10 protein-coding genes are annotated in these 12,561 nt (G+C 57.5%); 7 read left to right on the top strand and 3 right to left on the bottom strand.

Annotation, left to right across the window (positions count from 1 at the left end):
• Positions 1-261: 261 nt before the first annotated feature.
• On the top strand, positions 262-534 hold the full coding sequence (locus F8C90_RS10290; protein ID WP_158050419.1) for a type II toxin-antitoxin system RelB/DinJ family antitoxin: 273 nt from the start codon (positions 262-264) through the stop codon (positions 532-534).
• On the top strand, positions 534-833 hold the full coding sequence (locus tag F8C90_RS10295; protein ID WP_158050420.1) for a type II toxin-antitoxin system RelE/ParE family toxin: 300 nt from the start codon (positions 534-536) through the stop codon (positions 831-833). The genes F8C90_RS10290 and F8C90_RS10295 overlap by 1 nt, the downstream gene beginning before the upstream one ends.
• 132 nt (positions 834-965) lie before the next feature.
• On the opposite strand, the gene F8C90_RS10300 is transcribed toward F8C90_RS10295, so the two are convergent.
• Both F8C90_RS10300 and F8C90_RS10305 read right to left on the bottom strand, forming a co-directional pair.
• Positions 966-1,265 carry a hypothetical protein gene (locus F8C90_RS10300; protein WP_158050421.1) on the bottom strand — a complete coding sequence of 100 codons (300 nt, stop codon included), beginning with the start codon at positions 1,263-1,265 and terminating at the stop codon, positions 966-968.
• Between the two features lie 100 nt (positions 1,266-1,365).
• Positions 1,366-2,043, bottom strand: a complete 678-nt coding sequence (locus F8C90_RS10305; protein ID WP_158050422.1) for an ATP-binding protein — start codon at positions 2,041-2,043, stop codon at positions 1,366-1,368.
• A gap of 350 nt (positions 2,044-2,393) precedes the next feature.
• On the opposite strand from F8C90_RS10305, the gene F8C90_RS10310 reads away from it, so the two are divergent.
• The gene (locus tag F8C90_RS10310; RefSeq protein WP_158050423.1) at positions 2,394-3,692 is read left to right on the top strand and encodes an ATP-binding protein; all 1,299 of its coding nucleotides are present in this window, start codon (positions 2,394-2,396) and stop codon (positions 3,690-3,692) included.
• Positions 3,693-3,847: 155 nt separating this feature from the next.
• Here the strand turns inward: F8C90_RS10310 and F8C90_RS10315 are convergent, their stop codons facing one another.
• The gene (locus F8C90_RS10315; RefSeq protein WP_158050424.1) at positions 3,848-4,072 is read right to left on the bottom strand and encodes an IS3 family transposase; all 225 of its coding nucleotides are present in this window, start codon (positions 4,070-4,072) and stop codon (positions 3,848-3,850) included.
• A gap of 473 nt (positions 4,073-4,545) precedes the next feature.
• Between F8C90_RS10315 and F8C90_RS11040 the strand changes: the two genes are divergently transcribed.
• The 4 genes from F8C90_RS11040 (at position 4,546) to F8C90_RS10330 (ending at position 12,151) form a co-directional block, all read left to right on the top strand.
• A complete protein-coding gene (locus F8C90_RS11040) occupies positions 4,546-4,686 on the top strand; it encodes a hypothetical protein (RefSeq protein ID WP_170264640.1) in 141 nt (46 codons plus the stop codon).
• Positions 4,687-5,473: 787 nt separating this feature from the next.
• Positions 5,474-10,969, top strand: a complete 5,496-nt coding sequence (locus F8C90_RS10320; RefSeq protein ID WP_211361098.1) for an ATP-binding protein — start codon at positions 5,474-5,476, stop codon at positions 10,967-10,969.
• Between the two features lie 413 nt (positions 10,970-11,382).
• Entirely contained in the window at positions 11,383-11,709 is a 327-nt protein-coding gene (locus F8C90_RS10325) for a nucleotidyl transferase AbiEii/AbiGii toxin family protein (protein WP_158050426.1), read from the top strand.
• Positions 11,710-11,968: 259 nt separating this feature from the next.
• On the top strand, positions 11,969-12,151 hold the full coding sequence (locus tag F8C90_RS10330; protein WP_281350345.1) for a sugar transferase: 183 nt from the start codon (positions 11,969-11,971) through the stop codon (positions 12,149-12,151).
• The last annotated feature ends 410 nt before the right edge of the window (positions 12,152-12,561 follow it).

Here is a 12,561-nt window from a genome sequence, read left to right on the forward strand (position 1 = left end):
GGTCCAACGCGCGCTTCCGCGCCGGGTCGTGCTAGAATGCGGTCATCCGCAGCGCCGATGGCGCCCCGATCCCCGTCGCACCGGCAAGGCTTCCGGTCGGCTTTTCCCGCAAAACTTAACTCGCACGTGGGGAAGGAGTGGGCAAACGCCGGCGCCTCCTGCCTATAGGCGTGATTTCGTAACTAATGGATTGGTCAGCCTGCTTGAGGAGCTAACGTATGTGCAGTATAATATATCTGCACATACACCGATAGGAGTATCATGTCTAGCTCTACTTTGACCATACGCGTTGACGACGACTTGAAGCGCGGCGCTTCCGAGGTGGCCGATTACTACGGCCTTGACCTCTCATCGGTCACGCGCGCGTTTTACAAGCAGATGGTGAACACACGCCGCATCCCCCTGACCTTCGCCCCCGACGAGCCCAGCATCGAGAGCCTCGAGGCTATCCGCGAGGGCGACGCCTTCCTGTCCTCTGGCGAGAAAGGTCGCTTTGACAACGCAGCCGATCTCATCGTGGCAGCGATGGCCTAATGAGCAGGCTCACGGCGGATTTCTCCGCTGCATTCTCGCGCGACCTCAAAAAGAAGGCGAAGCGGCGCAATTGGGATTTAGCTGAGCTGCAGAAGCTCATCGACCTGGTGCTGGAGAATATCCCCGAGTCGCTGGAGACTCTCAAGCGCCGCCACAACATGCACCGCCTGAGCGGTAGTTGGGCCGGGAGGAACGAGTGCTACGTGGCGAACTCCGGCGATTGGCTGGTGATATGGTCGGCCAACGACGAGGTCGCCTTCTTTGAGCGCACTGGCGGTCACGACGAGCTGTTCAGGTAGGAGGGATTGGCAAGTTGCGATAATGATGGACTTTCTCGTTAGAGGGATTGGCCCAACGGTTGGGGGCGTCTCGGTTCCCGGGAGCGCCGCTCATCCGGCAGCCGCCTATCCCCGGCAGGATTCCGTGGACGGCTAATCGCACAGCCTGGCGACCTCAGCCCCGCATTTCGCGCAGCAACCCTCGATGAGCACGCGGCCGCGGCGCATGCGCAGCGTGTAGCCGGGCGAGAACTCCGTCGTGCCGCAGTTATGGCAGAACGCGTTGGCGAGCAGCAGCTTGCGGATATGCTCGGGGATCTTTCTCCGCTCCCGCAACGCCTCGATCTCCGTGACGCCCTTGCCGCGGCGGAACTCGTCTTCCTCCATCTCCTCCGCGACGAACCTGGCAATCATCTCCTCGCTTACGCCGTCGGCCCTCATCTGCCGGGCCATCTCCTCGTATTATGACCCCATAATTGACCGCTTTCTCGCTATTGGTAAAGTTACTGTCCGCTACCGACTGGACAGTAGCGGACAGTAACGGACAGCAAATCTAGTCGTTGCTGGGGAGGCAATAATACTGATGGGGGTCGTTTTGACTCTTACCCGTCCATATCAGTGCGCCCTTGCTAGCAAGGGTTTTAAGGGTTTGAACGGCCTTCATTTTCCCGATCCCTGCTGTTTCTGAGAGCTCGCGTCTTGTCACGCGTCCTCTTTCTGTTGCCAACGTTATGGCGATTCTCTCTGCTTCGTCGAGAATCTCGTATTTTGCAGCGCCTATATGTTTCGGCATTGAAGCGTTTTCCTCGATGGAGACCTGTGCGCCCGGACGGTCGAATCGGATGGCGGTGGTGTTGGCGGTCTGCCTGTAGCTGAACTTCACGCCCTCGGCGTCGCAGTACCGCTTGATGCGGGGGATGCCTGTGCCGTACTGCTCGATCATTCCCGAGCGGAAGAGCGCCTGCGCGATGCCCGGGTTGCGCTGCTTGAGGCCGCCGTCTGCCCCTGCCAGGTGGTTTTCCGGCGCGTCGCCCTCGGGGAAGAGGCCCGGGCTCACCACCTCGACGAAGTCCATATAGACGTTGACCTCGACGGCGGTGCCCGTGGTGCAGTCGCGATGGCACAGCGCGTTGGCGACGGCCTCGCGCACGGCCTCCCTGGGGATCTCGGGGATCTCACGGCGCTGCATGCCGGGCTCGCCGAACACGAACCTGCGCCTGATGTTGGACACGACGAAGAACCCCGCCCTCTTGAACAGCTGGATCAGCGGCAGGTCTTCCTGCTGGAGGTTTGGGTTGGGTCGCGCTGAGGCGCGGTGCGAGGTGCGTGTTGGCGATGGGCTTGCTTGGCAACACCTCGTCACCTGCTTGTCATCGAGGCTTATCGGTGGTTTGTATCAGTCTGTCATGGACAGTTCAATCTGGTGGAACAGGCTTTCTTTTACCGTTGCTCCGTATTCAGCCACGGGACGTTTAAATTCACATGAACCTATTTCGAAAATAAAGTGTGATTACCTTCGAAAATCGAGTATGATATTCCTCGAAAACAAAGTATTCCCACTTCAAATAAGGAAGATAGGCCATGGTCGCATATGGAACCGAAAAGCCTCAGGCGTATCGCCCGCGTCTCGTCGACGAACGCTTGCAGAGGCTGCTCTCCACCTTCGGCGCAGTCGAGATTCGCGGTACCAAGTGGTGCGGCAAGTCCTGGGCGGCGCTAGCGTTCGGCGAGAGTGTTGTGCATCTGGACGACCCTAACGTTAAGGTGTTGGCTGAGGCTGATCCTATGCTGGCGCTGCAGGGCGCGCGCCCTCACGTCGTCGATGAGTGGCAGGAGGTTCCCTCCACCTGGGATGCCACGCGCCGCGCGGTCGACGCGGCCGGCGGCAAACGTGGCCTGTTCATTCTCACGGGCTCTTCAACCCCGGCCAAGGACGCCGTTACCCATAGCGGTGCTGGGCGCATCGCGCGCGTGGATATGAGCACCATGACGCTGTGGGAGCGCGGCCTGTCCACGGGCTCGGTGTCGCTGTCTGGGCTGTTCGAGGGCGCGTTCAATCCATCGGCATGCGAAACGTCGCTGGCGCCTTTGGCCGATGCTATATGCTGCGGCGGCTGGCCCGCCCTTGTTGGGGCCGATGCCCAGACGGCCGCAGAGGTCGTCGACCAGTATCTCGATGCCATGTTTGAGGTCAGCGTTCCCAAGAAGGGCGGAACGCCCGACATGGCGCGGCGCATCGTGGGTTCGCTTGCGCGCAACGTCGCCACGGCGGCAACCTTGCAGACCATCGCTCAGGACGCTTCGCTGGGAGACGAGGCCGGGGCGCCGGCGGCGTCCACCGTCACCTCCTATCTGAACATGCTTGAAGGCATGTACGTTATCGAGAGCTTGCCCGGCTGGGACGCCCCCGTAAGGGCCAAGTCGCGTCTGCGCACCAAGCCCAAACGCTACTTTGCCGACCCGTCTATCCCGGCCGCAGCGCTTGGTATGGGGCCGGAGAGGCTGCTCTCCGACGGGCAGACCTTCGGGTTGCTCTTCGAGTCGCTATGCGTCCATGACCTGCGAGCCTATGCCGCGTGTCTCCCGGGCGCGCACCCGGGGTCGCTTCGCTATTACGGCGACTCGGATGGGTTGGAGGCTGACGTCGTCATCGAGCTTCGCGACGGCCGCTGGGCGGCGTTGGAAATCAAGCTCGGCGAGGCCAAGGTGCCCGACGGCATCAGGAATATCGAGCGCTTGCGCGAAAAGGTCGCCTCCAACCCGGCGGCCCGCAACCCCAAGCCCGAGTTTTGCGCCGTTGTCACTGCGACGTCTCCCTTCTGCCGCTATGACGCCGCCCATGACGTCTACGTTTTCCCCATTACCGCTTTGCGGCCGTAAGCGCAGTCGTCGACCCGAATTCATTCGCTGCGATAACGCTTGGTAAGGGGATGCGGACAAACCGTTTGTCCGCATCCCCTTACCGTCAGCAGGGCATTTTCGCAGAATATAAGAGCTCGCTGGGGACTGCGGTGGAAATCCTGGACCGTCTCGGATTAGGCGATTAGCCCCAAATCCCTCCGATGCTGCATCGGCCTCTTGTAGCCCAGATCGCCTTTCAACCTGACATCCCTGTACCATCTGAGATACGCGTCGAGCATATCCGCGAATTCGTCAAGCGTGATCCCGTTCCGATCCCTGCCGTAGAAGAATTCTATCTTCAGCCTTCCAAGGAATCTTTCCATCGCCGAGTTGTCGGGGCCGCACCCCTTCTTTGACATCGACCTGGTCAGGCGGTTCTTTTCGTAGATCGTAATCTATCCGGGCCAGCGGTAATGACGCCCGCAGTTGCCCTGTGCCCCTTGGGGCGCTTGCCCTCTTTGAGCTGGGAGCATGCGCCCAGAAGCGACGAGTTCGCCATCTCCGCGTTCGGGGTCGGCCGAGAGTGCGTGCTGCGAATCGGGGCCGTATCGTGGTCGCGGTCGGCAGGGGATGGAGGCTGAGATGGTGGGGGCAGGCGTCTTTTGTCGGACGCTGCCGGTCTAGGCTATGGCCTCGGTGTGCTTTCGGTGAGGCGCGATGCTCCTGCTGCGGTTTGCGGCATGGCTCTGGTTCCGGTCGCGCCGTCGCGTCGCGCGGAAGTGCATCGGTGCGATTCGGTGACGATTGTGCTCATTGTGGTTTGCTATCAGATTCGGCTTGGTTTGGAAAGGGCGGGGCTGACCGGTCGGAGCCAGGGCCCGCTCGCATCGACATGGGCGAGAAGCTGCAGTGGTGCGAGATGACGTTTTTCAACTGCGGATTCATATCCAAGTGTGCCGGCCACGACGGCTACGGCGTGCCTGCGGAGCGCTTTGCCGAGGACTTACGAGCGTTGATTGGGCGCGCAAAGTAGCTGCTAGATTTCGAAAAGCGGAAATCGCAGATGCAAAAGAAGGCTGAGGTGACGTGTTCGAGCGTTTCTACTCGCCGCTCCATTGGTCGTCCGCTTCTTCTGTCGAGGTTGGTTTTTGCAGTACCTTGAGTACGTATTATTGGCGAGGATTGCAATGGAGCCATAGGAGGATTTTCGCCTTGACGCGCATGAAGGAGCGCGCAGCTCGCAAGCGATATGATGATTGGGTAGAAAACGTTCATGACAAAATTCAACGCGGGATTGAGTGCCATAGGAGTGCCGAGGGTGTAAGTTCACCGAAATAAGCGATCCGTGCTTTTCTGGCAATGCATTGCAATGCCGGCCCTGAACCTCCGATGTCGCTATTTGCGTTCTATGGGGGCGGTGCATGAAAGGATGAGAATTGTCGTCGAAATATAGCCAACCAGGCGCAGGTGATCCATATTGGTTCGAATGGTATGTCGGTCTTGACTACGTGATCTCCATGCTTGCAGGAGTCGATGATATTGAGTCCGTGACTTTCCAAGAAGCCGGCTTGGAGGGGGTTGATGACGTTGTCGTCCGACGGTCGCAAGGGCTTCCTATGGTGTGCGTCCAGGTGAAGCATAAAAAAGCGTCGACAACGACCGCAAACAACCTGACATTCGGGGCGTTGGTGACAGAGGGGGTGTCGAGCGAGGGGGAAGGTCCGAAGAAATCCCTGCTCGTCTCTCTCGCCGCAGGGTGGAAGCAGATTTCGCTCAAGGAAGAGGCGGCCCTCGAGATCGTCTTGTACACGAATCGCGAGATGGGCGTGAAAAAGTCGGATGCGGTGTACATGGGAAAGCCTTACAAGCGGCTCCCTCTCGGGGAATTCTGGGACAAGGTGTCTGCAAAGTTCGGGTCCGCCACGTCGTTCTCCGAGCTTATTTTCGACGATTCGGACCTCGATGCCCAATGGCACGAATTTGCTGACTCAACGAATCTCAGGGAGTCCGATGTCGTGCCGTTTCTTAGCAGCCTGACAATCAAGGCAGGAGCCCCGTCCCTTCGCGACAAGGAAATCGAGCTTACGGGAAGATTGAAGGATGAGGTGTGCGCAGGGTCTGAGGAGCTAGCCTCCAGGGTCTTCACCCTGCTTGCCGCTGAGCTCAGAAGATGGACTACGGCGGCGGGCGACAATGCGGTCACCGCGGAAATCGTCCGGGAATGCATTTGCGGTCTAAACCGAAATCCCATGGAGGCACCGATCGGGGTCCCCGTCCCCACACCAGTCTTCCCAAGCAGGGAACACGCATGCTCGCTTCTGTGCGACAAGCTGGAATCATCCGATAGCAAAGTCGTCTTTCTCCAAGGGCGCCCAGGCTCCGGAAAAACGAGGCTGGTCAGCTGCCTGTGCGAGCGGATGACCCCGCGCCCCTTCAGGTTCTATGCGTTCAAGCCCCTTGACGTCGACGACTTCAGCTACTCGCCCGATGCTGGAATCGTGTCTCCCAGGGAGCTATGGAGTACCTTGCTGAATCAGCTTCGTGACGCGTCCGAGCTTTCCGGGGAGAAGCCGCGGATTCCCATCATCAACGAGCTTTGCAACGACGACGAGCTCCGCAGCGAGGTCCTGAGGCTCGCTGGGTTGCTTTCGACTAGGCGTGGCTCTAGGACGATTCTTGCGATTGACGGTATCGACCACGCCGCGCGGGCCAAGGAAAAACTGACCTTCTTGAGGCACCTGCCCTCGCCGACGTCGATTCCCGATGGCGTTCTGATTCTCGTGTCAGGACAACCCGCCAACCTGTATTCCTCGTATCCGCAATGGCTCAGAGGGGAGCATGCCGGTGTCGAGGTGGTGAGCCTTCCCAATATCGATGCCGACGACGTTTCGGCGCTCTTGGCGGAGAGAACCGGCTTTTCCGGCCATGACTCCCTCGTCCTCTCCAACGAGATCATCAATATAACCAACGGGAACACCCTGTCCGTGATATATGCGGTCAACGCTGTCGCCGACGAGATGGATTGCGGCCGAGCCGTTGACAAGCTGAGGTCGTTGGGCCTTTCGGAAAACGTCGAGGAGTACTACGAGTCCATCTGGCAGAAAGCTGACGATGAGATTCAGCGGCATCACGGAAACGGATCGAATGCGTTGGGCCTTATCGCTTCGTCGATGCATCTTCTCGACGGGGCCATCTACCCTGGGCTCTTGTGCAACGCGTTTCCCGATGTTTTCTCAGAGGAATATGTGGTGGCACGCGACATCTCCATCCTCTCCCCTTTGCTGAGAAAGTGCGCTGACGGGTCCACGCGCCCCATTCACAACGATTTTCGGCTCTTCGTCAGCTCCAAAGCTTTGGAGCCCGGTATGGAGGGATATCTTCGTTTCGCTTCCAACAACCTTGCCGACGCCGCGCTGGGGATGGAAGGCGACGTGGTCAGGTCTTGCTATTCTATCCGGTTGCTTGCCGCTTCCCGAAGAGTCGAGGAGTGCATCAACCTGTTTGACGCGTCGTACGTTATCGACGCTGTCGCCCACGGCGTTCCTTGGAGGATTCTCTGCGAGCAGGCGAAGACGGTGTATGGGATGGCGTGCGAATCAGGAGAGCTGGAAAACGTGCTCAGAGTCCAACTCGCCTTGTCGACGCTTTCCCAGGTAAACGAACACTTCGAATATTGGCTTGAGCGAAGGCCTTTCCTGCACTTCGAGGAATTGGTGGGCATGGACTACATGGTTCCGCCTCTCAGCAAAGAGACGGCTACCTTGTACGCGACAACGCTTGATAGGTGCCTCTGGCTGCTAAAAGACGTCGGATGCGCGGAGCAGAGCGACGAGCTGTACGGCATCTGGTTCTCCGGTCTCTCTCCTCTGGCAGCATTGAGTTTATTGTCGGATTCAAATGAGGAAGACGGGGCCTTCAGACAAGACGACGGTACTTCTATGCTGATGTCCGCATGGGGCGGTCTCGCCGCGGCTCGTGGACTCGATTTTGACGATTTCCTTTTCGCAGCCGATCTCGGGGGCGATGCGGAGGATTTACGGTCCCGTTTTCGGGATGCCTTCGTGAGAGGCTTGTTGATGCGGCCTTCTCTGGAAGACGAAGATCTCTCCAGAATCGCCGAGCTCCCGATTACGGGAGATGCCGCTGCGGATACGATGCGTGATTTGCTGACCGGGGCGCTTCCGGCATCGCGCGCTGCGCGATGCGCGTTCTTCACAAAGCTTTCGGCTTACTCGTTCAGACGCGAAATCGGTACTATGGCCTACGCCTTGTGTTTGTCAGAGGGGCTGCTCGTGTCTGGTACCGACAGGTCCAAGCCGTTGCTATGCCATAGGGAAGGAAGTGTCTATAGAGAAGGCTTCACCGTCGGCCTGTTTGCAGAGAGTTTCGTTTTCGGTTATGAATCCGACTGCGACGGTTTCGACACCATGACACTGGACATGGACGCGTCGATCGCTTGGATGGATCGCTCCAACAGGGAGTACCTGTCTCTCGTCAGAACGTTGCGGGCCTCGGCCTGCCTCGGGTATGCCGTTGGGCATGACGAAGCTATATTGCCAGGAACCGACGAAGCACGCGTTTTGGGGGAGTGGGCCCAGGCTCCATCTTGGCCTGGCTTATTGACCATGGAGACATGTGCCGTGCCATACGTTGCATTTGTCGCCATGAAAGGTGTGGATCTTTGCGCGGATGCATTCGACGAGGAAGAACTAGAGGGTTTCATATTTTCTAAAAACCCCCTTTGCACAAAGCTGAGGATGCTCGAGCATCTCCAGATGATAGGCAGCGAGGTTCCTAGGCGTTATCTCTCGAAAAAGTACGGACCGGACGGTTCGGCTTTATTGGCATCCCAGGATGCCGTAGAGATTCACGACATGTTAAGGCCCTTGCTCGTCTCTTGCGATCGAAGTCTCGCGATACATTGCGATGAGGCTATCCTCTTTGGGTCAGCTCGCTTCACCGGCCATAAGGACTACTCCCTATCCAACCTCATTGAGACCTTCGGAACGCTTTCCGACCTCGGGATGGCGACCGAAACTCAAGCTTTTGGCTTGCTCGAGCTGGACAATGCGGCATCGCAATCGGGCGACAACAGGATGTCTAGCGCGCTGATGGAGAAGGTGGCGGATTGGGCGGCGAGTGAAGGGCCCGCGCAATTGTCAAGAATCCGCTCGCTGCAGCCGGAGTATAGGTATGACCATCGCCTTATCGAGTATCAGCTCAGGTCTTTGCTGGCGAGCGCAGGGTGTTTGAACGATGTGTTGGCTGTTTTTGCCGGCCTGCTCGGGAACTCGCCTTGTTGCTCGGCCGAGGACGTAGAGGGACTCCGTTTCTGCCTTAAAATATGCAGAAATAAGGCGGTTGACCTCGGGTGCGGAGATGGTTTCGAGCGCGAGGTTTCTGACATAGAGATGACCATCAAAGACGCGCCAAAATACGAATCGTTGAAATCTGGGGTTGTGAATTCTACCACTAGCGTCCTTCGGAATCTCAGCGACCTGTCGGACGAAGAGGTAAGGCATGCTGCGTTTCGCCAAGAGGTTGATCGCTGGCATTGGGAGCCTGTTGTCGAGGCTTGCTCGGAACTAGTCGACCGGGGGTTTGAAAAGGGTGAGGTCTTCAACAACCTTGTCGAAGCGCGCGGTGCTGCTCTTTGCGAAGAGGGCTGGGTTCATTCCTCCTCGTCTGTCACCAAACTGGTCGACGGTATCGCGGGATACTCTGACGACGAGTTCTTTTTCAAGTTGCTCTCGTGGCGGAACGAAGGGTTGGACAGATACGGTTTCGGATCGGCGTCGAATGATATCGCGCACGTCGTCATGGTCAGGGCGCGCTTGAGAAAGCCGGCACTCTTCGAGGTCATGTTCGAGCTTGAGTGCGGCAGCAAGCGAAGATGGATAACCTGCAACGGCAAGTGCGAACTGCCTGCCTTGGAGAAGGCAGGTCCTGGTTTGCCCGAGCCGGGGTCATTGCCTGAACTTGTGACGGATATCTTGCTCGATTCAATCCTTCCCGAGGACCCGCATAGGACGGAAGACGCGGTGCGGGGAATCACCTGGGGCGGAATGTGCTTAGAGGGAGTGAGGGGTCGCGCGTGCGAGGGCCTGCCAGCGCTTCATTCCTATGAACGCATCTTGCTAGAGAAGGTTCTCGGCCGTTGGTGGCACGCTTTCCCAGGGGACGACGCGATCCGCGCCTGCTTCGTCAGGCTCCTCGATAAGATGAAAAGGGTGGATGAGGCTTGCGTTCTCTCGATTTGCGTTGGGGCGCCCGGGATTATTCTCAAGCCCGATATAGCCGATCCTCTGCCGACCGAAGGTGGCAGCTGCGAGGTTCCGTCTCGAGTGAAGACCTTCCTTTCGGAGGCCTATGTCTTTTGCGGTGACGGCTGCGAGGACGTTAGAGACGCCATCGAGTCGTGCTGCGGAGGAGAGGTGCGGCCTTTCGTCAAGCGGTATATGCAAAATGATGTGGTCGCCCTTTCGACGTGCCGGCAGGGCGATTTCGGCCAAGAGCTCCTCTATTCCGAAATGTGCCGTGGCCGTTGGCTAGCTATTCCGGGCTACATCGCCGCCTCGGTCCTGGTGGACCCTGCCGACGTATGGTGCTTTGCGCGCCTTCCCGTCTTCAAGGACCCATCGGCGTACGGGGTGTCTAGGGCTATCGAGCTGTTTGAGGCCGGATCGAACAGCGAGGCGGGAGACGTTGTGGACAGGCTGCCTATGATGGGGCTGAACGAAGGCGAGGCGTGCTTGGGTTGGAAATTGTATGTTCCATACGGAAGCCGAGTGCAGCAATACGAGTACTATGGCACTGCCCGCATGGCGTCGCTTGAGTGCAATGACCCGGATAACGTTATCGATAGGGAGCACGGATGCTATGGGCTCCTGTCGGCAAGCGGAGGGGGAATGGCCTCTTCTTTCTCCCAAAACAGTATATCCCTGTGCAATGTGCTGGCCGGTAGCATAACCATGACGTTCTGCGATTGCCAGATATTCCCATCCCGCGCTATGAGGATGCTGGGCTTCAACCCAATAATCGACGATCCCCTAGTTTGGGTTGACGTGTTGGGAAATCGCGTCGCTTGGTTCGAGCAGTTCTGCTTTCCTGTGGAGAAAGGTTTCAGCCGCTCTGCGTACTACCGCCAGCCGCGTTTGTGGAGGTGGGTCTTTAACGAGGAGCTCGTCGAGAAGGCCGCAGAAGAAAGAGGCCATCGCATCTATTGGTCAACGGAATCGAGCAATCACATTGACCAGATCAAGGATCGATATGATATGCGCGAGGCCATCAAAATGATGTCGCCCTTTGAAAAATAATCGCTTGGTTGAAAGGTCTGTAGCGTGGAGACACAGTTCTTGGGTGACCGGTTCCGCTCCTCGTTTCGAAAGCGATATTCCATTGGGAGAATAAGCGAGGCGATGCGTTTCGGGCATCCGATAAGGGAGGGGTGCTTTGCCAGTGGAGCCGATTATGCTACGGCCGACAACTGTCTCGTGGCTGCGATGCAACGGTCGGCTGCGCAATGCCCCTCTTCCTCGTATCGTTGACTCATCGCGTCGTTGGAGGACGATCTAGTCTGCGAAAACCTATCGGCGTGCATGAGCAGGATTCGTTGGGTTTTGCTCTGATTTTCCGGAACGCTCTGAGCAAGGTGAGCGTAAAAGATGGCGCGTCTTAACAAGCCGCATCCGATGGGGCAATCTCGCTTCTGGGAAACGCCGACGAGCAGATGGTTGCCGAGAAGGTGCGGTCTCTGCTGCGCTTCGGCGCCAGATTGACGCGGTATAAGGACGTCTTCGACGTCTATTGCTGTCTTCGAATCAAGGGAATCGACGCCGAGCTTCTGAACTCCTGCATGGCCGAGGGCGTCTTCGGCAACGAGCCGATGCGCGAAGAGGATTGGGCTGACGTGCGAACTCGTCTTGAAAAGGTCTTCTCGGATAGGCGTTGCGTCCGCCAGCTTTCCAGGGCGAAAGGCAATTGGCTGAAGCTTCCCGCGGGGAAGGTGACGGTCGGCATCCTCTCCGAGGTCAAGAAATTAATGATGAGGCGCTAGGGTTCCCGGTCAAGTGGCTCCACTTGGCTTGATTTGGATAGGGTTTGTGTAGCCGCAAGCTGCCTGCGAAGAATCGTCCCATTGGGAAAATGCCCCAATGGGACGATTTGCTATCCGATTTAGAGGCAGCTTTTCGGAGCCGGTTCATCGCCAATGGCGGTCGGCATGAGTTGTAAAAGTCTTGAGGTCCAAACTCCAGAAGGCAGATAGTTCAACTACCTAGTCAGAGCATTTCTGCAGGGAATCTTGTTTTTTCGTCTTGACAAAAGGGATGTCCCTTATCGGACCGCGTCCGGAGCGCCCGGCTTTTTGCGCTGAGTTCGAGAAGCGCATTCACGGCTGGCATTATCGCACCATGGTGACCCCGGGCCTTTCCGGTCTGGCCCAGGTGACGGGTGGTTACGACTTGCTTCTAAAGGAGAAAGTGGTGCTTGACCTGTGACAATGTCCTGCTCATATTAAAAACTAAGGGGTTTCCTCTTTCGAAGACCCCCCTTTGCAAAACGGAAACCGTTTTTCATTGTCTGTCCACATTACTCTTTAGGGCGCCCAGAATCAAGTGTCTTTTTTTCTAAATCCGCAACCATAGCATCAGGAGAAAACCAGGCATCAACAAGTTTCTCGATAAACTCGAACCCCGAGGAAATTTGGTCGTTGCCCTCGTAGTACTCAATGTGCTTATTCATTCTTGATACGAATGCATGAAGACTTTCCGACCTATGTTGAGATCGCGTGCCGAATGTTGGTGTAAGGGGCCGCTTCCCTGTCCGTAGAAAGCAGGAAGCGGTTATCGCCTAGAATCTTAATTGCTGAAGTTAGGATTCGTGGAAAGGCAATAACCGCATATGGATA

The organism is Ellagibacter isourolithinifaciens (assembly GCF_008831035.1).
Lineage (GTDB): Bacteria > Actinomycetota > Coriobacteriia > Coriobacteriales > Eggerthellaceae > Ellagibacter > Ellagibacter isourolithinifaciens.

Excerpts from the sequence above, each read along its gene's own strand:
- F8C90_RS10310 (WP_158050423.1), top strand. The coding sequence starts at position 2,394 with ATGGTCGCATATGGAACCGAAAAGCCTCAGGCGTATCGCCCGCGTCTC.
- F8C90_RS10315 (WP_158050424.1), bottom strand. The coding sequence starts at position 4,072 with ATGTCAAAGAAGGGGTGCGGCCCCGACAACTCGGCGATGGAAAGATTC.
- F8C90_RS10295 (WP_158050420.1), top strand. The coding sequence starts at position 534 with ATGAGCAGGCTCACGGCGGATTTCTCCGCTGCATTCTCGCGCGACCTC.
- F8C90_RS10320 (WP_211361098.1), top strand. The coding sequence starts at position 5,474 with ATGGGCGTGAAAAAGTCGGATGCGGTGTACATGGGAAAGCCTTACAAG.
- F8C90_RS11040 (WP_170264640.1), top strand. The coding sequence starts at position 4,546 with ATGGGCGAGAAGCTGCAGTGGTGCGAGATGACGTTTTTCAACTGCGGA.
- F8C90_RS10300 (WP_158050421.1), bottom strand. The coding sequence starts at position 1,265 with ATGGCCCGGCAGATGAGGGCCGACGGCGTAAGCGAGGAGATGATTGCC.
- F8C90_RS10290 (WP_158050419.1), top strand. The coding sequence starts at position 262 with ATGTCTAGCTCTACTTTGACCATACGCGTTGACGACGACTTGAAGCGC.
- F8C90_RS10325 (WP_158050426.1), top strand. The coding sequence starts at position 11,383 with ATGGTTGCCGAGAAGGTGCGGTCTCTGCTGCGCTTCGGCGCCAGATTG.